At 67.9% G+C, this 24,211-nt stretch carries 26 protein-coding genes; 16 read left to right on the forward strand and 10 right to left on the reverse strand.

Features of this window, described 5'->3' with window-relative positions:
• Window positions 1-8: 8 nt before the first annotated feature.
• Window positions 9-1,061 (reverse strand): sugar phosphate isomerase/epimerase family protein, encoded by a 1,053-nt coding sequence (locus AC5P98_RS01745; RefSeq protein ID WP_032961535.1) that lies wholly within the window; start codon window positions 1,059-1,061, stop codon window positions 9-11.
• 95 nt (window positions 1,062-1,156) lie between these two features.
• Here AC5P98_RS01745 and AC5P98_RS01750 point away from each other — a divergent pair, with 95 nt between their 5' ends.
• The 4 genes from AC5P98_RS01750 to AC5P98_RS01765 all read left to right on the forward strand — a co-directional run bounded on the left by AC5P98_RS01750 (window position 1,157) and on the right by AC5P98_RS01765 (window position 6,394).
• Entirely contained in the window at window positions 1,157-2,164 is a 1,008-nt protein-coding gene (locus tag AC5P98_RS01750; RefSeq protein WP_495229831.1) for a LacI family DNA-binding transcriptional regulator, read from the forward strand.
• A gap of 138 nt (window positions 2,165-2,302) precedes the next feature.
• Window positions 2,303-3,355 carry a sensor domain-containing diguanylate cyclase gene (locus tag AC5P98_RS01755; protein WP_069117451.1) on the forward strand — a complete coding sequence of 351 codons (1,053 nt, stop codon included), beginning with the start codon at window positions 2,303-2,305 and terminating at the stop codon, window positions 3,353-3,355.
• A 106-nt stretch (window positions 3,356-3,461) separates the two neighbouring features.
• Window positions 3,462-4,487: an AI-2E family transporter gene (locus AC5P98_RS01760; protein WP_032961540.1), complete on the forward strand. Its 1,026-nt coding sequence runs from the start codon at window positions 3,462-3,464 to the stop codon at window positions 4,485-4,487.
• Window positions 4,488-4,651: 164 nt separating this feature from the next.
• Window positions 4,652-6,394 carry a GGDEF domain-containing protein gene (locus tag AC5P98_RS01765; RefSeq protein WP_495229832.1) on the forward strand — a complete coding sequence of 581 codons (1,743 nt, stop codon included), beginning with the start codon at window positions 4,652-4,654 and terminating at the stop codon, window positions 6,392-6,394.
• Window positions 6,395-6,403: 9 nt separating this feature from the next.
• On the opposite strand, the gene AC5P98_RS01770 is transcribed toward AC5P98_RS01765, so the two are convergent.
• Both AC5P98_RS01770 and AC5P98_RS01775 read right to left on the reverse strand, forming a co-directional pair.
• On the reverse strand, window positions 6,404-6,910 hold the full coding sequence (locus tag AC5P98_RS01770; RefSeq protein WP_046429424.1) for a PaaI family thioesterase: 507 nt from the start codon (window positions 6,908-6,910) through the stop codon (window positions 6,404-6,406).
• A gap of 36 nt (window positions 6,911-6,946) precedes the next feature.
• Entirely contained in the window at window positions 6,947-7,384 is a 438-nt protein-coding gene (locus tag AC5P98_RS01775; RefSeq protein ID WP_049418964.1) for a hypothetical protein, read from the reverse strand.
• A gap of 285 nt (window positions 7,385-7,669) precedes the next feature.
• Between AC5P98_RS01775 and AC5P98_RS01780 the strand changes: the two genes are divergently transcribed.
• The gene (locus AC5P98_RS01780; protein WP_046429427.1) at window positions 7,670-8,101 is read left to right on the forward strand and encodes a pyridoxamine 5'-phosphate oxidase family protein; all 432 of its coding nucleotides are present in this window, start codon (window positions 7,670-7,672) and stop codon (window positions 8,099-8,101) included.
• A gap of 38 nt (window positions 8,102-8,139) precedes the next feature.
• Here AC5P98_RS01780 and AC5P98_RS01785 read toward each other — a convergent pair whose 3' ends face one another.
• Together AC5P98_RS01785 and AC5P98_RS01790 are read right to left on the reverse strand one after the other, a co-directional pair.
• The gene (locus AC5P98_RS01785) at window positions 8,140-9,534 is read right to left on the reverse strand and encodes a DUF2867 domain-containing protein (protein ID WP_100449592.1); all 1,395 of its coding nucleotides are present in this window, start codon (window positions 9,532-9,534) and stop codon (window positions 8,140-8,142) included.
• A 24-nt stretch (window positions 9,535-9,558) separates the two neighbouring features.
• Complete coding sequence (locus AC5P98_RS01790) at window positions 9,559-9,870, reverse strand: metalloregulator ArsR/SmtB family transcription factor (RefSeq protein WP_004147836.1); 312 nt, start codon at window positions 9,868-9,870, stop codon at window positions 9,559-9,561.
• Window positions 9,871-9,999: 129 nt separating this feature from the next.
• Here AC5P98_RS01790 and AC5P98_RS01795 point away from each other — a divergent pair, with 129 nt between their 5' ends.
• From AC5P98_RS01795 to AC5P98_RS01815, 5 genes are all read left to right on the forward strand, one after another.
• Window positions 10,000-10,581, forward strand: a complete 582-nt coding sequence (locus AC5P98_RS01795) for an NMCC_0638 family (lipo)protein (protein WP_046429431.1) — start codon at window positions 10,000-10,002, stop codon at window positions 10,579-10,581.
• Between the two features lie 209 nt (window positions 10,582-10,790).
• The gene (locus AC5P98_RS01800) at window positions 10,791-11,258 is read left to right on the forward strand and encodes a DUF2975 domain-containing protein (protein WP_041864087.1); all 468 of its coding nucleotides are present in this window, start codon (window positions 10,791-10,793) and stop codon (window positions 11,256-11,258) included.
• On the forward strand, window positions 11,258-11,482 hold the full coding sequence (locus AC5P98_RS01805; RefSeq protein ID WP_012479411.1) for a helix-turn-helix domain-containing protein: 225 nt from the start codon (window positions 11,258-11,260) through the stop codon (window positions 11,480-11,482). Before AC5P98_RS01800 ends, AC5P98_RS01805 begins: the two co-directional genes overlap by 1 nt.
• 43 nt (window positions 11,483-11,525) lie before the next feature.
• Window positions 11,526-13,067: a TerC family protein gene (locus tag AC5P98_RS01810; protein ID WP_032960799.1), complete on the forward strand. Its 1,542-nt coding sequence runs from the start codon at window positions 11,526-11,528 to the stop codon at window positions 13,065-13,067.
• Window positions 13,068-13,187: 120 nt separating this feature from the next.
• On the forward strand, window positions 13,188-14,324 hold the full coding sequence (locus AC5P98_RS01815; RefSeq protein ID WP_111144170.1) for a metallophosphoesterase: 1,137 nt from the start codon (window positions 13,188-13,190) through the stop codon (window positions 14,322-14,324).
• A gap of 55 nt (window positions 14,325-14,379) precedes the next feature.
• Here the strand turns inward: AC5P98_RS01815 and AC5P98_RS01820 are convergent, their stop codons facing one another.
• The 5 genes from AC5P98_RS01820 to AC5P98_RS01840 form a co-directional block, all read right to left on the reverse strand.
• Window positions 14,380-15,018: a ferric reductase-like transmembrane domain-containing protein gene (locus tag AC5P98_RS01820; protein WP_100449595.1), complete on the reverse strand. Its 639-nt coding sequence runs from the start codon at window positions 15,016-15,018 to the stop codon at window positions 14,380-14,382.
• An 82-nt stretch (window positions 15,019-15,100) separates the two neighbouring features.
• The gene (locus AC5P98_RS01825; protein WP_100449596.1) at window positions 15,101-15,835 is read right to left on the reverse strand and encodes an HvfC family RiPP maturation protein; all 735 of its coding nucleotides are present in this window, start codon (window positions 15,833-15,835) and stop codon (window positions 15,101-15,103) included.
• On the reverse strand, window positions 15,828-16,673 hold the full coding sequence (locus AC5P98_RS01830; RefSeq protein ID WP_100449597.1) for an HvfB family MNIO-type RiPP peptide maturase: 846 nt from the start codon (window positions 16,671-16,673) through the stop codon (window positions 15,828-15,830). The genes AC5P98_RS01825 and AC5P98_RS01830 overlap by 8 nt, the downstream gene beginning before the upstream one ends.
• Window positions 16,674-16,727: 54 nt before the next feature.
• Window positions 16,728-17,204 (reverse strand): HvfA family oxazolone/thioamide-modified RiPP metallophore, encoded by a 477-nt coding sequence (locus AC5P98_RS01835; protein ID WP_100449598.1) that lies wholly within the window; start codon window positions 17,202-17,204, stop codon window positions 16,728-16,730.
• Between the two features lie 95 nt (window positions 17,205-17,299).
• On the reverse strand, window positions 17,300-17,944 hold the full coding sequence (locus AC5P98_RS01840; RefSeq protein WP_049469733.1) for an HvfX family Cu-binding RiPP maturation protein: 645 nt from the start codon (window positions 17,942-17,944) through the stop codon (window positions 17,300-17,302).
• A gap of 341 nt (window positions 17,945-18,285) precedes the next feature.
• Between AC5P98_RS01840 and AC5P98_RS01845 the strand changes: the two genes are divergently transcribed.
• The 6 genes from AC5P98_RS01845 to AC5P98_RS01870 all read left to right on the forward strand — a co-directional run bounded on the left by AC5P98_RS01845 (window position 18,286) and on the right by AC5P98_RS01870 (window position 24,211).
• Window positions 18,286-19,077 carry an alpha/beta fold hydrolase gene (locus AC5P98_RS01845; RefSeq protein ID WP_014646324.1) on the forward strand — a complete coding sequence of 264 codons (792 nt, stop codon included), beginning with the start codon at window positions 18,286-18,288 and terminating at the stop codon, window positions 19,075-19,077.
• Between the two features lie 3 nt (window positions 19,078-19,080).
• Entirely contained in the window at window positions 19,081-19,626 is a 546-nt protein-coding gene (locus tag AC5P98_RS01850) for a redoxin family protein (RefSeq protein WP_495229833.1), read from the forward strand.
• A 57-nt stretch (window positions 19,627-19,683) separates the two neighbouring features.
• Window positions 19,684-20,424: a response regulator gene (locus tag AC5P98_RS01855; RefSeq protein ID WP_134967333.1), complete on the forward strand. Its 741-nt coding sequence runs from the start codon at window positions 19,684-19,686 to the stop codon at window positions 20,422-20,424.
• Entirely contained in the window at window positions 20,421-21,734 is a 1,314-nt protein-coding gene (locus AC5P98_RS01860; protein WP_111205845.1) for a sensor histidine kinase, read from the forward strand. The genes AC5P98_RS01855 and AC5P98_RS01860 overlap by 4 nt, the downstream gene beginning before the upstream one ends.
• 125 nt (window positions 21,735-21,859) lie before the next feature.
• Window positions 21,860-22,873, forward strand: coding sequence for a hypothetical protein (locus tag AC5P98_RS01865; RefSeq protein WP_495229834.1), 1,014 nt, complete (start codon window positions 21,860-21,862; stop codon window positions 22,871-22,873).
• Between the two features lie 78 nt (window positions 22,874-22,951).
• Window positions 22,952-24,211 carry an MFS transporter gene (locus AC5P98_RS01870; protein ID WP_049406400.1) on the forward strand — a complete coding sequence of 420 codons (1,260 nt, stop codon included), beginning with the start codon at window positions 22,952-22,954 and terminating at the stop codon, window positions 24,209-24,211.

Raw genomic sequence — 24,211 nt, forward strand, 5'->3', positions numbered from 1 at the left:
GTCTTGGCTCAGATTCCCAGCATGCGGTGCAGTGATGCGGCGTCGGTGCCACTGTCGGCGAAGTCATCGAAGGCGCGTTCGGTCACGCGGATGAGGTGGTCGCGGATGAAGGCGGCACCCTCGCGCGCGCCGTCTTCCGGGTGCTTCAGGCAGCACTCCCATTCCAGTACCGCCCAGCCGGGGAAGTCGTACTGCGCGAACTTCGAGAAGATCGCCTTGAAGTCGATCTGGCCGTCACCGGGTGAACGGAACCGGCCCGGACGGTCGATCCAGTCCTGGTAGCCGCCGTACACGCCGCTGCTTGCGCTGGGGCGATGTTCCGCGTCCTTGACGTGGAAGATGCCGATGCGCGCGTGGTAGCGGTCGATGAAACCGAGGTAATCCATCTGCTGCAGCAGCAGGTGGCTGGGGTCGTACAGGATCTTCGCGCGGGGATGGTGGTCGACCTCATCGAGGAAGCGCTCGAAGGTCGCACCATCGTGCAGGTCCTCGCCCGGGTGGATCTCGAAGCACAGGTCAACGCCGCAGGCATCGAACGCATCCAGGATCGGGCGCCAGCGACGGCCGAGTTCGGCGAAGGCTTCTTCCACCAGTCCCGGCGGGCGCTGCGGCCAGGGGTAGAAGTAGGGCCAGGCCAATGCACCGGAGAACGTGGCATGCGCGGTCAGCCCCAGGCGCTGGCTGGCCTGCGCCGCCAGCCGCAGCTGCTCCACCGCCCAGGCCTGGCGGGCGGCCGGGTTGCCGCGCTTGTCCGGTGGCGCGAATCCGTCGAACAGGCTGTCGTAGGCAGGATGGACGGCAACCAACTGCCCCTGCAGGTGGGTCGACAGTTCGGTGATCTGCAGGCCGTGTCCGGCCAGCATGCCGGCAATGTCGTCGCAGTACGCCTGGCTGCGCGCCGCCTGCGCCAAGTCGAACAGGTGGGGCGCGGAGGTGGGGACTTGTACGCCAGAATAGCCCAGACCCGCGGCCCATCCGGCCAGCGTGTCCAGCCGATCAAAAGGAGCTGTGTCGCCGATGAACTGCGCCAGGAACAGCGCTGGACCCTTGAGCGTCTTCAACGTGATTCGCCCTCGATGCAATCGATTGCATTATCCTAGCAGGGGCTTACGCAGGATCTGTTGTGCAGTGCACAGCGGGCAGGAGAACTAACGCCATGGCCACCATCTACGACATCGCAAAACACGTCGGCGTGTCCGCCGGTACGGTGTCGCGCGCGCTTTCGCGGCCGGACAAAGTGCTGCCGGCCACCCGCGCGCGCATCGAGCAGGCCGCCGCCGCACTGGGCTATGTGCCCAACACGGTGGCGCGCACGCTCAAGACCCAGCGCAGCGGCAAGATCCTGGTCACCGTCCCGGACATCGCCAATCCGTTCTTCGCGCAGATCCTGCAGGGGGCGGAGGAGGCCGCGCAGGCGGTGGGCTATGCGGTCCTGCTGGGCGATACCCAGCATCAACCCGACCGCGAGGAGCGCTACGCGCAGATGCTCCGGCGCAACGAGGCCGACGGCATGATCGTGCTGGGCCATCGCCTGCCACCGACCGCGCGCGAGATCGTCGAGCAGCGCGGCTCCGCCGCACCGGTGGTCAACGGCTGCGAGTTCGACCCCGCGCTGGGCATCCCCAGCGTCCACATCGACAACGCCGCCGCCGCACGCGCGGTGATAGAGCATCTGTACGGGCTGGGACACGAACGGATTGCGGTGGTCGGCGGGCCGCCTGACAACCCCCTGCACCAGCAACGGCTCGAAGGGGTCCGCGCGGCCGGCAAGGCGCGTGGCCGCCTGCGCCAGCTGAGCATCGTGCCGGGTGACTTTTCCGTGGAGTCCGGCCATGCAGCGGCGATGGCGCTGCTGGATGGCACGGCCGCGCCGACCGCGGTGTTCTGCTTCAGTGACCAGATGGCACTGGGAACCCTGGCCGCTTGCCGGGACCTGGGCATCCGCGTGCCGGACGAGCTGTCCGTGGTCGGCTTCGATGATCTGGCGTCCTCCCGCTACCTCACGCCCCCGCTGACGACCATCCGGCAGCCGATGCGGGAGATCGGCGAGCGTGCGGTCAACCTGCTGCTCGCCATCATCGAGCACGTCGATGTGCCGCTTCAGCAGACGCTGGAGTTCAGCTTCATGCTGCGCGGCTCGACGGCTGCGCCCCGACCCGGATGACCACGGGGAGGGGCAGCGGCAGCGGCCCGCGCGATATCGCGCAACCTTGATCCCGAATTGACGCAAAGCTGTCAGACTCATCGCAGGCAGCCCGGCAAGGGCCGTAGCACCAGGTGCGATCGCGCAAGGGGGTCGGCAATGCCATTCTTCACCGATTCGGCGGAAGGCGCGGTCGAAGGCATTGGCGCGGCACGTCGCATTGGCTGGATGCGTTTCGTCGGCAATGGGCTGGGGGCGATCCCCATCGCTTCGATCATGCTTGAACGCCAGGACGGCGGGCTGGCCTGGGTCCTGCTGCTGCTCAACGCGTTGGCGTGGCCGGCACTGGCACTGCGGCTGACCCAGCGCTCGCGCCAGCCGGCGGTCGTCCAGTTCCGCTGCATGGTGGCCGACTCCTTCTTCGGCGGTGGCTGGATCGCCTTCATGGCGTTGAGCGCGGTGCCCAGTGCACTGTTCGCCGCACTGCTGGTGGCCGACAAGATCGCTGCCGGTGGCGTGCGCCTGGCGATGCGCGCCACCCTGGCCCTGCTGCTGGGTTTCGCTCTCGCCTGGTGGCTGCTCGGCTTCCCTTTCCAGCCGGTCACCTCGCAGCGCACGATCATGCTGAGTGTCCCATTCCTGTTCGTGTATGGCATCGGCCTCAGCATTCTCAGCTGGCAGCTGGCGCGCCGGGTCAAATCGCAGAACCGTCAGCTGCAGCGGCTCAGCCGGATGGACCCGCTGGTCGAGCTGGCCAATCGCGGCTTCCTGATCCTGCGTGCGCAGCAGGCGCTGGATCGGGCACAGGGCCAGGGCGGTTTTGCCTGCCTGCTGATGCTCGATGTGGATGACTTCAAGCGCATCAATGACTCGCATGGCCACCGCGCCGGTGACGAGGTGCTGCGGCATATCGCGGCGACATTGCGCACCTTTGCCCGGCCCGGTGATACGCCCGCGCGGCTGGGGGGCGACGAGTTCGTGGTGCTGCTGCGCGACTGCGCACCCGTCGATGCGATGCATGTGGCCGAGCGGGTGCGCCTGCACCTGCTGGAGGCCGCGCAACAGGCCACGCCGGGCGTGGAGTTCAGCGTCAGTATCGGCATTGCCGCCACACCGCGTGGCGGCAGTGTCGAGGACTGGTTGGCACTGGCCGACCGCGCGCTGTACCACGCCAAGCGGCAGGGCAAGAACACGGCCAGCTACGGCGAGTGAGTGCGGCACCGCCGCCGCCGAACGAGGGTGAAATGCCCGTTCATCCTGCACGCGGAATCGGCACGCCAATCCTCTACCATGGGCCACCCCGCCCGGACGCGCTCCCATGCAAGACGCTCTCGTTGCCCAGCCCAAGCCCCCCATTCCAAGGATCGCGGCGTGGCTGATGATGCTGCTGGGCATGTGGCTGGCGCTGAAGCTGGGCCTGGTGGTGACCCTGCTGTCCGGCCTGCTGGTGTTCCAGCTGACGCACGTGCTGGCCTCCACCGTGGAGGGCAAGCTGCCGCCGGGGCGGGCACGGGCGATCGCAGTGATCGTGCTGTCGGCGATCATCATCAGCGGGCTGGTACTGGCCGGCATCGGCGTGGCCTCGTTCTTCCGCAACGAGACCGGCGGCCCGGACGCATTGCTGGCGCGCCTGATGGAGATCCTCAACACTTCGCGGCACCAGGTGCCGGCGCTGCTGCAACCCTACATTCCCGAAGACATGCCGGCGTTGCGCGCGGCGCTGAACGACTGGGCCGCCGAGCACCAGCGGCAGCTGGGCGTGGCCGGTACCTCGGTGGTACAGGTCGGCGTGCGCGTACTGATCGGCATGGTGCTGGGCGCGATGATCGCGCTGTATGACGAACTGCCGCTGCCGAAGATGGGCCCGCTGGCGCAGGAGCTGGTCGGGCGCACCAGCCGCCTGGCCACCGCGTTCCGCCAGGTGGTGTTCGCGCAGGTGAAGATCTCGCTGCTCAACACCGTGTTCACCGCCATCTTCCTGCTGGGCGTGCTGCCGTTGTTCGGCGTGCACCTGCCGCTGTCCAAGACCCTGGTGCTGATCACCTTCCTGGCCGGCCTGCTGCCGGTAGTGGGCAACATCATTTCCAACACGATCATCGCCATCGTCGCGCTGTCGGTCTCGTTCTATGTGGCGGTGGCGGCGCTGCTGTACCTGATCGTGATCCACAAGCTGGAGTACTTCCTCAACGCGCGCATCGTCGGTGGCGAGATCCAGGCGCGTGCCTGGGAGCTGCTGCTGGCCATGCTGGTGATGGAGGCGGCCTTCGGCCTGCCGGGCCTGGTCGCCGCACCGGTGTTCTATGCCTACGTGAAGCGCGAACTGGTCGACCAGCGCTGGATCTGACGCGGCGGGGCATGACGTAATTTGCCCCGATTCGACAACCCGTGCGGCCTTTGTCGGTGCGTTCGCGGCGGGCGCGGTATACCCATGGCAACGATTGATCCGGTAGCGGCTTGGCGCCTGTGCAGGCGGCCGCTACAGTGTTGTGCACTACAGGGGAAATGTGCATGGCCCGCAAGGCGTCGCCCATCGGATTGCGGACCTGGGTCTGGATCCTGGCCGGGCTGTTCGTAGTCTGTACGCTGCCATTGATGGCCATCGCGCTGGTGCAGGGCACGCTGCGCTTCACTGCCGCCGAGGACAACCTAGTCAGCCTGCGCCAGCTGCGGCAGACCTTCGACCTGGCCAACCTGGTGTCGGCCGAGCGCGGCCCCGCCAACAGCCTGCTCGGGGCCAACACGGCCGATGCGGGCGAACAGACCCGGCTGGCGGCGGAGCTGGCAGTCGCGCGCAAGCGGGTCGATACCGCCCTGCAACGCCTGGACACCGTGTTCAACGCTGACCCGGGCGTGGTCGACGAACACGGGCTGCTGGCCGATGCGCAACGTCGCCTGCAATCGGCGCGGGCCGCGGTGGACCGGGTGGCGGCACAGCCGCATGGCGCGCGCCAGGTGGAGGACGTGGAGCGCGCGATCAGCAGCATGTTCGCCGTGGTTGATCGCCTGCACGTGCTGACCTCGGCGCAGATCAACGTGCTGGTCAGCGCCGACCGCGAAGCGGCGATTCCGGCGATGCAGGGCCAGGTGCTGATCGACCTGCGCGAGCATGGCGGCCGCCTGGCCTCGAACGTGATGGCGCCGGTGGCGGTACCGGGGGCCTGGCGTGACGAACAGGTGCGGGCGGCATTGCAGACCGAAGGCCGCCTGCTGGAGCTGTGGCGGCTGGCAGGCAGCCATGAAGCGGTGTTCCGCAGTGATCCGGCGCTGTCCTGGCATTGGGACATGGCGCGCCGGCAGTTCTTCGGCGAATCGCTGCCGATGATCGAACAGTTGATCGAGGATGGCCGGCGCGGCGTGCAGCCGCCGTGGACCACCGCCGAATTCACCACCCGCTACGTGCCGACCCTGCGGTCGCTGGAAGCGCTGCGGGACGGCTACCTGAGCGTGTCCATCGCCCGTTTCGAACGCACCCGCAATCGCGAAGCGACGCGCCTGGTGGTGCTGGTGGCGACGGTGCTGGGCACGCTGGTGGTGCTGGGCGTGGCGCTGCGCATCGCGCATCTTCAGATCCTGCGGCCGCTGCTGCAGGCGCAGAAGCAGGTCATCCAGATCGCCTCGGAAGCGCCCGGCCCGGAGCAGCATGTGACCCACCCGCTGGCCGAGATGCAGCGCCTGTTCGATGCCATCGAAGTGCTGCGCGAGAAGTCGCGCGAGCGCTCGGCGTTGACCAGCGAGCTGCGCCAGCTGGCCGGCACCGATGAGCTGACCGGGCTGTTGAACCGGCGCGCGCTGGACGAGTTGGTGCAGCAGCGTCATGCCGACGGCGGCAACAGCGCGGTGGTGATCCTGCTGGACGTGGACCGCTTCAAGGCGATCAACGATGGGCACGGGCATGACGCCGGTGACGAGGTGCTGGTGCAGGTGGCACAGCTGCTGCAGCGCCACCTGCGCCGCAGCGACAGCATTGCCCGCTATGGCGGCGAGGAGTTTCTTGTGTTGCTGGCCGACGGTGATCTGGCCGGTGGCCGCCAGCTGGCCGAGTCGCTGCGGGTGGCGCTGCAGCGGCTGGACATCGCCCTGGTCGGTGGCAAGGTGCTGCGGGTTACCGCCAGCTTCGGTGTGGCCGAGGGCGGCACCGACGCGCTGGGCTGGCGCACCCTGCTGCGTGCCGCCGACGCGGCCATGTACCAGGCCAAGGCGCAGGGCCGCGACCGCGTGCGCGTGGCCGGCGGCGGCCGCAACGCACGTTGACGGCACCCATCAGCCGATCTGCGCATGCACGCGCCGCAGCGTGCGCGCAATCATCCGGCGCGCGATGGGACGCGGCACCGAGAGTCCACGCCAGCGCAGCGCACCCACACGGAAGGTGGCGCTGGCAGTGGCCAGCACCTTGCCGGCCGGGTCGGTCAGCCAGCCGCGGGTGAAGGCGATGCTGCCCTTGCTGTGCTCGACTTCGCCCCAGCCGATGATCCGCCCGGGCCGTGCGGGGCTGACGAAACTGGTCTTGGATTCGACCGTGACCGCGATGCGGTTGGCAGGCAGGGTGGCGTAGATCGCTGGCCCCATGCAGTCGTCCAGCATCGCTGACAGGAAACCGCCCTGCACGTTGCCCATCGGGTTGGTGAGCACCGGCCCGGCCTCGAACTCGACCTGGATGCGGCGCAGTGCATCGTCGTAACCGACGAAGCGCCAGCCGAGCAGGGTGCCGGCCTGGGAGCGTGGAAGATCACCGTTGACCACGCTGTAGAAGATCGATTCGGGATTCATCGTGGAGCCTCGCGGGGGAGAGGAGAGAAAAAGAACTCACTGCGGTAGCGACAACAGGGCCAGCACGAATCCGATGACCGACAGCAGCACCACCGCGGCGCCGGCGGGCACCGGTGTACGCGCACCGGTGCGTCGCCGCACGCCGGAAGCGACCAGGACCGGCGGCAGGGTGGCGACCAGGCAGAACAGCTGGAACGCCAGCAGCTGCGGCAGTGCGAAGTGACCTCCGAAGAAGATCAACCAGGCCAGCATCACGCCGGCACCGGCCAGTGCGATCCAGGCAGCGCCGACCACGCGGATGAGTGCCATCAGCAGCACCTGCATGCGGGGGTCGATCTGTGCCCACGGCCTGTCCACGGCCTGGCCGTGGTAGGGCATGAAGTCGGAGCGTTTCAGATAGGCCGCAGCAAACAGGGAGACAATGAAGAACGCCAACAGGTAGCAGCCGAACGCGAGCCAGGCGGACAGGTCCATGTGGAGGCCATGCGGTTGCGGAGGAAAGGCCGCGTTTGTACCGGCAGCCATGCCGGTCGCGCCACGGGGTTGCGCGATTCTGGGGCAGCACGCCGTTAGGGGCGTGTCGCGGCTTGCAGGGCCGTTCCTCCATCTGCCGTTAACGCCAGTGTGGTGGTGAGGAATGCGTCACGTACGCGCCATGCGCTCTATCTCGTTTCCTGTGAAGAGGCCGCAACTACCCGTCCACGCCCAGGTCACCGCGCTGCGCAGACGCTGGGATTCCATTCCATGAAGGACGACGCCATGACCCAGCTCACCCTGCCCGAACTGGCCAGGAAAATGGCCGGCATTGATTTCAGCCTGCTGCAGACCCACGCCGGTGGAGAGATTGCCGGCCGTCCGATGAGCAACAATGGCGACGTGGACTATGACGGTGACAGCTGGTTCTTCACCACCGAAGACACCGACATGGTGCGCGAGATTGAAGCTGACCCCGCCGTTGCGCTGGGTTTTTCCGGCAGCAAGTCGCTGCTGGGCAAGCCGCCGCTGTTCGTGCACGTGCAGGGCAGGGCTGTGCTGGTGCGCGACCGGGCCACGATGAGCCAGCACTGGGTGAAGGACCTGGAGCGCTGGTTCGAACAGGGCGTGGATACACCGGGACTGGTGCTGATCCATGTGCGCGCCAGCCGCATCCACTACTGGGATGGCGAGGACGAGGGCGAAATCGTGATCTGACCGGAACCGCGCAGCGCCCGGCGCATCGCGTTCCAGGGTCAGCAGTGCGCAGGGTGTGCTGCCGGACCCTCAAGGTTGGCCAGTTCCGGTGCCAAGGCGTGCTCCACCGCGCGCCGCAGCAGTGCCGGTGCGACATAGTGCCGGTGCCCGGCGTCGATCAGGGCCATGTACATGCCGCCGAACGCATTGAGGGTCTGCACGCGTGAGCCCAGGCTGATCTCGACGTGTCCATCGCGATGCCGCTGCACGCGCACGCTGCTGCGGAAACGCAGGTGCCGATCGTCGGCGCCGAGCAGGACTTCGGCGTCGTTGTCCTGCGTATCGATGTGCGAATCCAGCACCGGGAATCGACCAGCGAACAACCGGCTGCGATCGGTCGACAGCAATGACGACACCGGGCATCCCAGCGGCGACGTGCGCAACCGCAGCGGTGCCACCAGTCGGTTTCGCAGCGCCATCAGATGGCCTACGCCGCTGGGTGGATTGCGCAGGAAGCCCTCCAGTACGTCGGCCAGCAGCGCCGACGCGGAAGGGTGGACCACCTGCGAGGGTTCCAGGCACAGGGTGGTCAGGTCCTGGTAGTGGCTGTGCGGCAGCGCTGTGGTCAGCAGGCCATCGGTGGGCGCGGGCCGCGAATGGATGGGATAGGCCGGTGTGGCACGTTCGACGAACCCGCGCAGCGGCCGTATTGGGATGCGGCGCAGCGGGCCGAGCACGGCACGGGTACGCGCGCACAGGAGCGCGCACACGCTGGGAGGTGCCGCCTGCAGCGACAGCTGCAACAGCGGTGCCGCCGCAAGCGAGGTGCACGAAGGCCAGTGCGATTCCGGAAGCACCTCGGTCAGGCTGGGGATATCGGCGGCATTGCGCTCCACCTGCGCACGGGTCTGCTCGCTCATTCGGCCTGCCAGTTCATCGCTGTGGCAGGACAGCGCAAACAGCGCCGGATGTGCAGGATGGTTCGACGCGAACTGGTGCCAGGTGCCGCCGCCGAAGCGCACGGTAAACAGGCAGTCCGGTGGGATGCGGACGCGCCGAAGCGTGCGCGCGAAGGCACCAGGACCTGCTGCCAGCTGCGCGTCGGAGGCGGTAGCGAAACGCAGCTCGGCTCCCGCGCTGCCGGCGATGGCGGTGAACATGCGCGGGCCTGCATGGCGATGAAACGGGTGGCCACCGGCACCGACGGTGAAGCTGTACAGCGAGGAGGCATCCCCGTGCTGCAGGTGCATGCCACCCAGTCGCGCCGAAGGTTCATCCAACGCATCGATGAACGCCGGGTGGTGGCGCTGACGCTGGCCGGCGTCACTCACCAGCGCGTCGCCGGCACCGATGCCGAGCTGCGCGATCAGGGTGACTTCGGTCGGACTGCCGCCGTCCTGTGCCGGAAGCTGCACTGCTGGAAACGAACGGCGATCGCGGGTCGAACCAGGCATGGTCATGCTCCTTGGCGGGGCGGATCAGCGGGCGGGGGACTTGCGGCGGGCGCGGGCTTCACGCTTGAGCGGGCCGCCGACCGGGCAGACTTCGGCCGCCCACGAGAACAACGTGTTGGCCAAACGGTCGGGTACCTGCCTGAAGTACACGAACTGGCCGCGTTTCTCGCGTTCGATCAGTCCGGCTTCCTCGAGGATGCGCAGGTGGCTGGACAACGCCGGCTTGCTGAAGTCGAAGCGCTCGGCCAGCTCGCCCGCGCTGAGCTCGCCGGCGCTGAGATAGGCCAGGATCTGCCGGCGGGCGGTGGAGGCAAGGGCTTCGAAGATGCGGTCCATGGAGAGCTAGTTAACTAATTCGTTAATTCATGTTGCTCCCGCAGCTTAGGACTGTCAAGCCATGACCCATTGCGCGGCGCGCCCGGGCTTTGCCATCCTCCCTGCTGTTTTCCGTAGCGTGGAATCCCGATGCGTCCTGCGTTCTGGCTGGCTTTGGCCCTGCTGCCCACCCTGGCGGTGGCGCAACCCGCGCGTACTCCCAAGGCCAAGGCCCCGGCGCAGGATCCCTTCAGCGAGTTGTTCGATACCGCCTGCATGCAGCACATCGGCGCGCCGGCGCGGTTGCAGTCGCTGATGGAATCCAACGGGCTGTCACCGCTGCAGCCTGCCGAAGCGGCAACGTTGCTGCAGGGGCAGTCGGGCGTGGCCTGGATGGTGCCGCTGGCCAGCGGCCGTTATGCGGTCAGCTGGGCCGACGACGGCACCTGCTCGGTGTATGCGGAAAAGGCCGATGCGGCGGTGGTGCAGAAGGGCTTCGCACGGCTGGTGCAGGCGGCACCGAAGCCATTGCAGGCGCGCTCGCTGCCGGGCCGTGGTCCGCTGTCGGCCGACCAGGTGGCGATCCAATACGGCTGGGCCACGCCGGGGCAGGCCAAGCTGCAGGTGCGCTTCCGGCTGGTGACGCGGCAGGCGGCCGAGGCCGGCGTACAGGCGATGGCCTCGGTGACGCCGGGGGACGCGATGCTCGAACCCGCGGCTCCCACCCCGTAACGCCTGCCGGGGCCCGCGCCCAGCCGGTGGACCATGCCCGCGATTCAGCCTTTCACGCAGGATGTGTTATATCGTTTATCGATAAATCCACCCTGGGGCGGCGAGGCCACCCCAATGCCGGAGGCCGCTTGACCGCTCGTCCCGCCCGCGCCAGACCCGCGCGAGGCTTGTTCACCCTTGCCCAGGCCGCCGTACAGGCCGTCCGGGCGATGTGCTGGCTGGGCATCCTGGCCGCACTGCTGGCGGTGCCCCTGGTCGCCCATGACCGCCGCTGGCTGCTCGACAGCGTGCATGACGCCGAGGCCGCCGCCGCGCATGGCAACGACCTGTTCCTGCACTTCTGCCTGGGCCTGGGCGCGATCGTCGCGCTGCTGGTGCTGTGCCTGCTGTTCCTGCGCCATCTGCTGAGGCTGCTGAAGTCGGCGGCGCGCGAGCGGCCGTTCACCCATGCCAATGCACAGCGCCTGCAGCGCATGGCCTGGCTGATGCTGGCAATGGAACTGCTGTCGATCCTGATCGGTGCCTACGCGGCCTGGATGGGCCCGGATTTCACCTGGATGGAGGTGGGCGGCGGCATGTCGATCACCGGGCTGGTGGCGGTGCTGATGCTGTTCGTGCTCGCACGCGTGTTCGCCGTGGGCGCGGCGATGCGCGATGACCTTGATGGTGTCATCTGATGGCGATCGTCATCACCCTGGACCGCATGCTGCAGGCACGGGGCATGACCCTGTCCGAGCTGGCCGGGCGCATCGACATCACCCTGGCGAACCTGTCGATCCTGAAGACCGGCAAGGCGCGAGCCATCCGCTTTTCCACGCTGGATGCGATCTGCCGCGAGCTGCAGTGCACGCCCGGCGACCTGCTTGGGCATGACCCGGCGCAGGCGCAGGATGCCGACTGAGTGGACGCCCTTTTCCCTTACCCACTGACAAAACGGACCTGAAATGGAATGGTTGGCTGACCCCTCGATATGGATGGGCCTTGCAACCCTGGTCGTGCTGGAGATCGTTCTCGGCATCGACAACCTGGTGTTCATTGCGATCCTTGCCGACAAGCTGCCGCCGCACCAGCGCGACCGCGCGCGGGTGATCGGCCTGGCGCTGGCACTGCTGATGCGGCTGGTGCTGCTGGCGGCGCTGGCCTGGATCATGAAGTTGACCGAGCCGCTGGTGACCTTGTTCGACCACAGCTTCTCCGGGCGCGACCTGATCCTGCTGGGCGGTGGCCTGTTCCTGCTATTCAAGGGCACCATGGAACTGCACGAACGGCTGGAAGGCCGCGCGCATCACGAGGATGGCAAGAAGGTCTATGCCAGCTTCGCGATGGTGGTGGCACAGATCGTGGTGCTCGACGCGGTGTTCTCGCTGGACTCGGTGATCACCGCCGTCGGCATGGTCGACAACCTGGGCGTGATGTATGCGGCCGTGACCATCGCCATGGCGCTGATGCTGCTGGCCAGCAAGCCGCTGACCCGCTTCGTCAACAAGCATCCCACCGTGGTGGTGCTGTGCCTGGGCTTCCTGCTGATGATCGGCTTCAGCCTGGTGGCTGAAGGCCTGGGCTACAAGATCCCGAAGGGCTACCTGTACGCAGCGATCGCTTTCTCGATCCTGGTCGAGGCGTTCAACCAGTGGGTGCGTTTCAACCGTGAGCGCAACGAGCGCCGCCAGCCGTTCCGCCAGCGCACCGCCGATGCCGTGCTGAGGATGCTGGGCGCGCGTCCAGCGAACGGCCACGAGGACGAAGGCGTGGACGAGCAGGTGGACGCCGACGAGCGCCTGCAGCCGGCGGAGCACGAAATGATCCGCAGCGTGCTGGGCCTGGCCGATCGTCCGGTGTCCAGCGTGATGACTGTGCGTGCCGACGTGCAATGGATCGACCTGGCGCGTGGTCAGGAGGATGTGGTGGCGCGCCTGGTGGCCTCGCCGCATACGCGCCTGCTGGTCGGCGACGGTGACCTGGACAGCCTGCGTGGCGTGGTGCAGAGCCGGGACGTGCTGGCCGACCTGCTGCAGGGCAAGCCACTGCAGCTGGAGGGCAACCTGCGCGAACCGCAGTACGTTCTGTCCACTGCCAGTGCGCTGCAGGCGCTGGAACTGATCCGCCAGCATCCGGTGCCGCTGGCGGTGGCGGTGGACGAGTACGGCAGCGTGGAGGGCCTGGTGACCGCCAACGACCTGCTGGCGGCGATTGCCGGTGACCTGGTCGATACCCAGGACGAGCGCTATGGCGTGGTGGCGCAGGGCGAGGATCAATGGGAGGCCGATGGTGCGCTGACCCTGGACGACCTGCAGCGTTTGGCGGGCGTGTCGCTGCCCCGCAGTGCCGACTACATGACCATCTCGGGTCTGGTGCTGGAGCAGCTGGGCCGCCTGCCGGACGTCGGCGACGCAGTGGAGGTGGCCGGCGTGCGCATCACCGTGCTGGCAATGGAGAAGCGCCGTATCGCCCGCCTGCGGGTGGAGCGCCTCGACGGAATGGCCTGACCGCCTGTTGTTGTAGAGCCGGGCCCATGCCCGGCTGCGTGTCGAGAAGCCGAGCATGGGCGCGGCTCTACACAACACGACCCGCAGCCGTCACCATGGCGGGCCCGCTTTCTGTCATGGATGGTTGCAGTGCTGAGTACGATCGGTTTGTTGATGGGCCTGTATGTGGCCTGGCGCCTGTTCTGGCCGCTGCGCATGCCCATCGGGTTGAAGGTCGTGCTGTCGCTGCTGGTGGTGGCCATGGCCGTGCAGCTGCGCATCGTGGCCACCTTCTGGGGCACGATGGCATCGCCGGAAATCCCGAGGATGGCCATCGCCGTCCTGGCCACCGGCTCCACGGCGGTGCTGCTGCTGGCGTTGCTGATGCTGGTGCTGGATGTGGGCCTGCTGCTTTCGCGCCTGCTGCGATGGCCGCGCATCGTATCGGCCCTGCGCGCCTCGAAGCTGCGGCCGTTGGCGGGCCTGCTGGCGCTGCTTGTGAGTGGCTATGGCATCAGCCAGGGCATGGCCGTGCCCCAGCCCAGGCAGATCGACGTGGCGATCAAGGATCTGCCTGCTGCGTTCGACGGCTATCGCGTGCTGCAGCTGACCGACATCCACGCCAGCCGCCTGCTGACCGGCGACTGGGTGCGCAGCGTGGTGGACGAGAGCAACGCGCTGAAGCCGGACCTGATCGTGATCACTGGCGACCTGATCGACGGCAGCGTCGAGGCCCGCCGTGACGACGCGCGCCCGTTGGCCGATCTGCAGGCGCCGGACGGCGTCATTGCCATCACCGGCAACCATGAGTACTACGCGCAGTATCAGCAATGGATGCAGGCGTTCCGCGCGCTGCGCATGCAGGTGCTTGAGAACAGCCACCTGCAGGTGCGGCGCGGCGATGCGGCGCTGACCATCGCCGGTGTCACCGATCCGGTGGCCGCACGCTACGGCCTGCCGCTGCCGGATCTGGACGCTGCACTGGCCGGTGCCGATCCCTCTGCACCGGTGATCCTGCTTGACCACCGCCCGCGCAACGCGCGCGAAGCGGCGGCGCGCGGGGTGAAGCTGCAATTGTCCGGGCATACCCATGGCGGGCAGATCATTGGCATGGACCAGCTGGTGAAGCGGGCCAATGGCGGTTTCGTGTCCGGCCGCTACGACGTGGAGGGGATGACGCTGTACGTGGGCAACGGCGCGGGCCTCTGGGCCGGTTTCCCGGCGCGCATCGGCGTGCCTTCGGAGATCACCCTGATCACGCTGCGCCGCGCGCCGTGACCTGATGTGGGGTCAGATCCCTTTGCCTTTGGCAAAGGGATCTGACCCCGGCCCGTCAGGCCGCCCGCAGCGGCGGCCGCGCATGCGCACTTCGACGCAGGGCCTGCGCCCGCTTGGCGATCCAGCGCACCACGAAGGCGGTGAACAGCAGCGCCGACGGCACCGCATACCAGAAGTTGCCGGGCACGCGCTTGAAGTACGAGTAGGTGAACACCGCCGCGATGATCCACATGCCGGTGACGTGCAGGCGACGCCAGGCGGTGGGTCCCATGCGCCGGGCGAGCCCCCGGTGCGAGGTGATGGCCAGCGCCAGGATGGCGATGTAGCCCACCGTGCCCGGGAGGTTGGCCAGCGCGGAGCGTGCTGGCCAGAACGCCGGGTTGAGGATGCCGAAACTGGTGATGGCGACTGCGTGCAGCAGGTGCGAGAACGCGAAGGACAGACCGATGATGCGCCGTTCGCGCAGCAGGAACCGGGTGAACGGGCCGGGCAGCAGGGTGGCGAAGGAGGATGCCGTGAATGCCCCCAAGAACAGCAGGAACGATGTGCGGGCGGTGAGCCGGATCGCCGCGCGGCTGCCTTCGGCTGCATCGGGATACAGGGCGAAGGCGGTCAGTGCGAACGCGATCAGGACCACGGCGATGGCTACGAACAGGCGCCAGCCGTGCAGGAAGGAAATGTTGGAAGCAGCCATGATGAGACCTCGAAGTAGGGGGCGGGTAGTGCCGGCCGCTTGCCGGTCAATGAACGGGTAGTGCCGGCCGCCGGCCGGCACCTCAGAAAGCAGGCAATGCAACCAGCACCCCCGCCGTGCACAGCTCGCCCAGAACGGGCACGCAGGCAGCACGCAATGTGTCCGTTGCCACGTCATGTGTTTCGGACAGCGCCTGCAGTGCCTCATCCACACGCGCGCCGTCGTCACCGAAGACCGAAAGCAGCGCGTAGGCCAGCGGTGACGGTTGCTCGACCTTCAGGCTGAAATCGGCGCGGCGCTGGATCACCAGCAGCGTGGGAGCTGCGCCCAACACCGGTTTCAGCCCCTCGTCCTCATGCACTGGCCACCGGTACCCAAGCACCCGCACCAGCGGCGAAACCGCCAGCACATCACTGTCCTCGGGTACGCGCTGCAGCAAACACCCAGCGCCACGCGGTTCAATGTGCAGCGACTGCTGCGTGCTCTCGTAGTGCGCCAGTTCCGCCGCCCAGCCCGGCAGTGCCAGCGTGTCCTGTACTGCCAGCCAGGCCGCGAACTCGCCGGCGATCCGTGGGAACAACGGGGTCTGGCAGGCGTGGTGGGCGTAGTAGTGCGCCACGGTGTCGCGCCAGCGCGACGTGCCCAACTGCTGTTGCAGGCGCGGCAGGCTGCCGGCCAGCAGGGTGTCCAGGCTGTCGATGCACAGGCGGCGGTATACCGCCAGCCTGCGCGCCTCCACGCCATCGGGTGCGGTCTTTGCAGGGTCCCGCACATGATCGGCCCAGCGCCGTTGCAGGGTAGCCAGCGGCTCAGCCATGGGCCACCTCCGGCCAACGTGCCTCAGCCTGCGCCTGGCGGATCTGCGCGATCTCGGCCAGCAACCCGGCCAGCGGCGGGAAGTTGAAGTCGCGTTCGAGCAGCGTGGGACGCACGCCCACCCGCATGTAGGCCTCGCGCAACAGGGCCCAGACCACGCCTTTCACCGGCGCACCATGGGTATCGATCTTGAAGCCGTCGTCTTCATCGAAGTGGCCCGCTACGTGCAGCGAGGCGACACGGTGGGACGGCATGCGGGCCAGGAATTCGAAGGCGTCGTAACCGTTGTTGCAGGCATTGACGAAGACGTTGTTGACGTCCAGCAGCAGGTCGCAGTCGGCTTCGGCGAGCACGGCGTTGATGAAGTCGATCTCGCTCATGTCCGCGCCGGCAACGGTGTAGTAGGAAATGTTCTCCACGGCGATGCGTCGGCCCAGCATGTCCTGCACCTGGGCGATACGGCCGGCGACATGGTGAACGGCCTCGGCGGTGAACGGCAGTGGCAGCAGGTCGTAGACATGGCCACCGGCGGCGCAGTAGCTCAGGTGTTCGCTGTACAGCTGCACCTGGTGCAGGTCGAGGAAGGCACGGGTCTGTGCCAGCAGGGTGCGGTCCAGCGGATCAGGACCGCCCAGCGACAGCGACAGGCCGTGGCAGGTCAAGGGGTGGCGCTCGCTGAGTTGGCGCAGCGCGTCGCCGTGTGCACCGCCGACGCCGATCCAGTTGTCGGGGGAGACTTCGAGGAAGTCGATGGCACCGGCCGGCATGGCCAGCAGTTCGTCGATCAGGCCACGGCGCAGGCCAAGACCGGCGGCATGGGTGGGCAGGGGCAGGGACATGGCGGATGCTCCAGAGAGAGCGCCGCCTTGAAGGCGGCGCCGGGTGAACGTCGATCAATCGGCAACGCGGGAGAACAGGCCCTTCGGCATCGGCTTGCCGTTGGCGGTGTAGACGCTGCGCAGGTAGTCGTGTGCTTCCTGCTCGCTGATGTAACCGTCGTGGTCGGTGTCGATGCGATCGAACTCGGCGGCACGCTTGGCGGCCACAGCATTGAACTCGGCACGCGAGACCTTGCCGTCGTGGTCGCGATCAGTGCGGGCAAACGAGGCGTCGCCGCACTTGCCTTCGCCACACTGGCCCTCGGCCACCTTGGCCTTGCCGGCGGGCTTGCCGGTGGTGGCCTTGTTGGCCCCGCACTTGCCTTCACCGCACTTGCCTTCGGCGGCGGCGCTCATGGCCACCGCGCTGATAGCCAGCGGCTGGATCGCCGCGGCCTGGCCGGCCAGCAGCAGGCCACCGGCCAGGGCGATGCCGATGGCACCGATGCGCGGCTGGCGGGAGGAAGAGGTGTTCTTGGTCGAGATGGACATGGTGGTGACTCCTTGGGAAAGCACGCGGGGCGTGCGGGATGGACGCCGCCGAAGAGGCGACGGAAAGCGAAACGCGCGGGAACAGGGGAGTCGGCTCAGGCGGCGCGGCGACGGCGCAGCAGATGGCCCAGCAGCAGCACACCGCCGAGCAGGGCACCGCCGAAGCCGATGCCGGGCAACAGCGCGGCAACCGGCAGCAGCAGGGCGATCAGGCTGACGCCCCAACCCAGGCCGTCATTTCCTGCCGTGGCACGGCCGGGGCCGGCCAGCAGCCGGTCCACGCTGAGTGCGCCACCGCCGTTGAGGATCAGTGGCAGCAGCATGGCCAGGAACAGCAACGGCAGCTTGAAGTTGCCGTAGCCCTGGTCGGTGATCGCATAGCCCTGCCAGAGTTCACCCAGGCCGTTCCATTGGTCGGGCCAGTGCACGGCGGCGATGGCAACGATGGTGAGTACCCAGAAGACGTAGGCCACCGAGCGCGTGGCCAGACCGAGCAGCAGCATCACCGCACCCACCAGTTCCAGCCACGTGGCCAGCTGCCAGTTCAGCGACGCGGGCAGTGTGGAGAACGGGAACGGGAAGCGGCCTTCCAGGTCGGCGAACCAGTTCTGGCCGCCCAGCTTCTCGCGGCCGGATTCAAAGAACTCCCAGGCCAGCAGGGTGCGCAGCGCCAATGGCGAGAGCCAGCGGCCGACGGCGTCCAGGCGGGGCGTATACACGGAAGAAGCGGTGCTGATCATGGTGGTGTCCTGCGGGCCAGTGGTCGATGGAAGCCATTCCAGGCGGCGCAGGTATCGGCAACGTGTGCCGTTGCCCGGGGTTTTGTCAGCGACTGTGGCCGCGGCCGGGGTTTCGTACAGTCAGATACAAAGACGATGCGCGGATGCGCATCGGGGCGTTGCGCGCCCGCGTGCGGGCAGCGATATCCACCCGAAAGCGCCCGGCCAGGACCGGCGCGCGAATGTATCCCACTGTAGAAACCCGCCTGCGCCCTACAGTCCGGTACAACTCCGCGCTGCGGAGAAACAGCGCCGATACACCGGCAGGCGGAAATGGCCACTCCCAACTCCGGAGTGCCCCCATGATCCGTACCTGCTTGCTGGCCGCCGCTCTCGCCCTTGCCGCCGCCGCCCCTGCCTTCGCTGCCCGGGCCGATACCGCTGCACCGCCCACCGTCATCCTGGTGCACGGCGCGTTCGCTGATGGCTCCAGCTGGAGCAAGGTCATCAGCACCCTGCATGACTGGAAGCTGCCGGCGGTGGCCGTCCAGAATCCGCTCACCTCGTTGGCCGACGACGTCGCCGCCACCCGTCGTGCGATTGCCGCTGCGCCTGGCAAGGTGGTGCTGGTCGGCCACAGCTGGGGTGGCACGGTCATCACCGAAGCGGGCAATGACCCGAAGGTGCAGGCGCTGGTGTACGTGGCGGCGTTCGCGCCGGATGCAGGGCAATCATCGGCGCAACAGGGCGAAGGCTTCCCGGTCGGTCCGGGCCTGGCCCGCCTGCAGGAAAGGGACGGCTACCTGACGTTGCCGGCTGACGCTGTCGCCCAGGACTTCGCGCCGGACGTGATGAAGAAGTCGGCCGCACTGCTGTACAGCACGCAGGTCCCGTTGAAGGCCAGCGCGCTGGGCGAAGTAGTGAACGTTGCGGCGTGGCGCAGCAAGCCGAGCTGGTACGTGCTCAGCCGTGACGATCGCATGCTGTCGCCGCAGCTGCAGGCCGCCACCGCAAAGCGCATTGGCGCGCAGCTGCAATCGATCGGCAGCAGCCATGTCTCGCTGCTTTCGCATCCGGCGCAGGTGGCCGACAGTATCCTGGAAGCGGCGGGGGTGAAGCCGGCGGAACTGCCACTGGCCGAGCAGGGGGGCTGAGCGATGGCCGGCCTGCGTGCGTACGTGCTGCCGTTGCTGATGGGCGTGCTGGGTGGGGCTGCGCTGTTGATGGCCTGGCCCAGCCCGGAGGCCGATGCGCAGCCGGCACAGGCCGTTCCCGCCGCCGGGTTCGACGGTGGCGGGCCCTGGCACAACAGCCCGCCACTCACACTGGAGCAGTTGCGGGGGACGGTGGTGCTGGTCGAGTTCTGGACCTACACCTGCAGCAACTGCCTCAACGTGGCGCCGTATGTCCACCAGTGGCATGCGCGCTACGCGTCGCAGGGCCTGAGGGTGATCGGCGTGCATACGCCGGAGTTCGCCTATGAAGGGCTGCCTGGCAACGTGCGCAAGGCCATCGCACGGTTGGACATCACCTGGCCGGTGGTGCAGGACAACCAGTACCGGATCTGGAACGCCTGGGGCAACCGCTTCTGGCCCGCACTGTACCTGCTCGACCGGCAGGGGCGGGTGGTCTACCGCCATTACGGCGAGGGCGACTACGCACGTACCGAAAGCGAGATCCAGCGCCTGCTGGGCAACCCCTGAGCCGCGCTACCATGGCCGCACCGCGCGGCCTTGACCTTCGTCCTCATCGAGAACGCAATGAACCACGTACCGCACATCCTGGTCGTCGACGATGACAGCGAGATCCGCCAGATGCTGGCCGATTACCTGCAACGCAACGGCCTGCGCGTGAGCCAGGCCGACGGTGGCCGGGCCATGCGCGCGCTGATGGAGACCCATGCCGTGGATCTGGTCGTGCTGGACGTGATGATGCCGGGCGAGGACGGACTGAGCCTGTGCCGCAACCTGCGCGCCGGCAAGCATCGTGCGGTGCCGGTGGTGCTGCTGACCGCCCGCGACGACGAAACCGACCGCATCATCGGCCTGGAAATGGGCGCTGATGACTACGTGACCAAGCCCTTCTCTTCGCGCGAACTGCTGGCACGCATCAATGCGGTGATCCGCCGCACCCGGATGTTGCCGCCGAACCTGCAGGTGAGCGAAGCCGGTCGCCAGCTGGCCTTCGGCGAGTGGCGCCTGGACACCACCGCACGCCATCTGCTGGATGCACAGGACACCGCGTATCCACTCAGTGGCGCCGAATTCCGCCTGTTGCGCGTATTCCTCGATCACGCCAATCGGGTGCTCAGCCGCGACCAGCTGCTCAGCCTCACGCAGGGCCGCGATGCCGAACTGTTTGACCGCTCGATCGACCTGCTGGTCAGCCGCGTGCGGCAGCGCTTGGGTGACGACGCACGCGAGCCGACCTACATCAAGACCGTGCGCAGCGAAGGCTATGTGTTCAGCGTGCCGGTGCAGTTGCTGGGGCCGGACGAATGAACGCCACCGCACGCCGCCCACGCTGGCCGCGCACGCTGTCGGCGCGGCTGCTGCTGGTGCTGCTGGGCGGACTGGCGCTGGCCCACGCACTGTCTTTCGGCCTGCTGTTCTTCGAACGCTACCAGTCCACCCGCAGCATGATGCTGCGCAACCTGGACGAAGACGTGGCCGTGAGTGTCGCGCTGCTGGAGCACCTGCCCGCGGACCAGCGCGATGCCTGGGTGCCGCGGCTGGAGCGGCGCACCTACCGTTACCTGCTGCGCCCGGCCGCGGCCGGACCGGGGCTGCAGACCGATCGTGCACGCCAGGTCACGGCGATCATCGATGACAGCCTGCAGCACCGCTATCCGTTGCAGGCGCGCCAGGTGGCTCGCCTGCCGGAGCGGTTCGAGGTGGAACTGCGCCTGCACGACGGCACTCCCTTGACCATTGAAGTCACCCCGTCGGGCCTGCCGCTGGCGCGCTGGCTGCCCGCCGTGCTGCTGGTGCAGCTGGCGCTGCTGCTGGTGTGCGCGTGGCTGGCGGTGCGCCTGGCCATGCGCCCGCTGCAGCAGTTGTCGCATGCGGTGGAGCATCTGCAGCCGGGCAAGGACGGGCCTGCACTGCCTGAAGATGGCCCGGCGGAAGTAGGCGGCGCAGCAGCCGCACTCAACGCACTGCAGGCACGCATTCGTGGCCATGTCAGTGAACGCCTGCAGATCCTGGCCGCGATCTCGCATGACCTGCAGACCCCCATCACGCGCATGAAGCTCAGGGTGGAGACCCTGCCTGAAGACAGCACCCAGCAGCGGCTGCTGGCCGACCTCGACCACCTTGGGCAACTGGTGCGCGAGGGTGTGGCCTATGCGCGCAGTAGCCACGTCGCCAGTGGCGCGCCGGTGTCGATGGACCTGGGCGCGTTCCTGGCCAGTGTGGTCGGCGATTACGAGGACATGGGCAAGCCGGTCAGTGGCGGAGCACCCGCTGGACTGGTCGTGCAGACCTGGCCGCAGCCGCTGCGCCGGGTGGTCGGCAATCTGGTCGACAACGCGTTGCGTTACGCCGGTGCCGCCGAGATCGAGGCGGGCCGCGATGAGGCCGGAAGGGTGTGGATCGGAATTTCCGACCGTGGCCCCGGCATTCCCGAAGACCAGTTGCAGGCAGTGCTGGCACCGTTCCACCGGCTGGAAAGCTCGCGCAATCGCGATACCGGCGGCACTGGCCTGGGCCTGGCCATCGCGGTGCAGCTGGCGCAGTCGCTGGGCGGCTCGCTGCGGTTGCGCAACCGCGAGGGTGGCGGGCTGAGGGCTGAGCTGCAGCTGCCGGGGTAACGGGCGGGGTCGGATCCCTTTGAGGGAGCGGAGGGCTCTGACCCCGATGTGGGATCTGTGACGTTCCTGCACGGCCTTGGGATCGGCGATCATCTGCAGGGAGTGTCGAAACCAGGAAGCACGCAATGCAGGGAACGCAGCATTCAATCCAGCGCCCGCGCCACGTCGCGCTGCTGGTCGGTCTGCTCGCGCTGGCGGCCTGCCAGCGCACACCGGACGCACCGACCGACGCACCCGCAGCGGGCACACCGCCTGCCGCCCCGGCCACCGCAACAGATCTCTCTCCGCTGCTCGACGCCTTGCCGACCTGCGCGCTGGACGGCTGGTACATCGATCAGCAGACCGGGCGCCCGGCCCATCCCTGGTTGGCGGCGAACGCGCCCAAGCCCTGCAAGGAAGACGTGGAGAACGAGATCGCCACGTTCTGCGTGCAGGGGCAGTGGAAGGGGCTGCCGGTGGAAGAGGTGATCCTGCCGACGATGACATTCGTTTCGTTCCGTGGGGCCAGGATCGGCCTGCCGCTGGAGAAGGCACGTCCCATCGTCCGCCAGCGTTTCGGCCAGGACTTCCCGGGTGGTGCGGCTTACGAGGCGGGCCGCGAGCCGAAGCTGATGGCCGATCCCGAAGATGCGCAGGGTTCGTGGCTGCTGTGCAGCACCCCGGAACTGGGCCACGACGTGGACAGCGAGGGAAGCATCAGCTATTCCGGCATGAACCTCCCCTACGACCACGACGGTTGCAGTTACCGCTACAGCCCGGTCGACTTCTGCGATGCGCGGCACCGCGCAGCCATCGAAGATGCCCTCCAGCATCAGAAACCCAATTTCAACCGGCACTACCTGCTGGTACAGGTCGATGATCGTCCGGAGTATTTCCAGCGCACGCTGGTGCTGGTCGATACCCGCACGGGCAGGGCGACGCCACTGCCGTTCGATGCCTTCACCGGGCCGGCGGGAAAGGGCGGTGATGCTACCGGCTACGGGACACTGGAGACGGGCGTGGACCAGCCGCAGTTCTGCCTCGATGGCGCGTTGCTGGTCTACCGCGTGTTCGAGGAAGGGCGCTTCTGCTTCGGTTTTGACGGTGAGCGCTTCACCGGCCATGAAACCCAGTACATGCAGGCAGCGGATGGCCGATGACCGGTATTTCACCCGGGCCATGACATCCTGCCCCGAACCTGCGCAACCGGGACCGAGGCTGTTGAAGGCGAACACGCAATGACCGCGGCGCGGCAGCGCTCGATGTGGGTGGCGGGCCTGTCCACGGTAGTGGAGTGGTACGACTTCACCCTGTACCTGTATTTCGCCACGGTGCTGTCGCGGGTGTTCTTCGGCGGCGGCGAACAGGCGCTGCTGGTCACGCTGGCAGGCTTCGCGGTGTCCTACCTGATGCGCCCGCTGGGCGCGCTGTGCTTCGGCCACCTGGGCGACCGCCTGGGCCGGCGCTGGATGCTGCTGGCTTCGATGGCGTTGATGGCGGCGGCGATGCTGGCCACTGCGTTGCTGCCGACCGCGGCCACCGCAGGTACCACGGCGGGCGTGCTGCTGCTGGTATTGCGCTGCGTGATGGCGTTTTCGGTGGGCGGTGAGTACACCGGCGTGGTGGCATATCTGCTGGAAAGCGCACCGGCGCGGCGGCGTGGCCTGGTGACCTCGCTGGCCTCGGCCGCCAGTGAAGTAGGCGCACTGCTGGCGGTAGCGATCTCGGCGGTCACCGTGGCGCTGCTCGCGCCCGCGCAGCTGGACAGCTGGGGCTGGCGTATTCCGTTCTTCGTCGGCGCGGCGCTGGCACTGGTGATCCTGGTCGCGCGCTCGGGCATGCACGAATCGCCTGAGTTCGAACGCCAGCGCCGTGAAGGCAGCATTCCGGCCACGCCGCTTCGCCATGTCCTGCGCAACCACCCGCTGGCGGTGGCGCGCACCTTCGCGATCTCGGCGCTGGGATCGATCACCTACTACGTGGGCATCACCTATGTGCCCGCATTCCTGCATGCGCGGGGCCACGATGAGGGCGATGCGCTGTGGCTGTCGACGATTGCGGCCGTGGCGGTGATCGCGATCACGCCCCTGTGCGGCGCATTGTCCGACCGTGTCGGACGACGGCCGGTGCTGCTGGGCCTGACCGTGCTGGCAGCGCTGCTGCCGCTGTCCTTGTTCGCGTGGATGGCGCAGGCGACGCCGCTGGGCATTGCGCTGGCGGCGGTGCTGCTGGCCTGCGTGGCCGGCGGCGTGAGCGCGGTCGCGGCCCCGGCCACGGCCGAGCAGTTCCCCGGCGAAGGGCGGGTCAGTGGGCTGGCACTGGGGGTGACCATGGCCACGGCCTTCTTCGGCGGGGCAACGCCATGGCTGGCGCAATGGTGGGTGGAACGCAGCGGGTGGGCAGCAGCGCCAGGCGCGATGATCGCGCTGGTGGCGGTGCTGGTGCTGCCGGTGCTGTGGACCCTGCCCGAGACGGTCCCGGGCAGGGCCAGGCGCTAG

This window comes from Stenotrophomonas sp. YJH_SMC_135, from assembly GCF_059372355.1.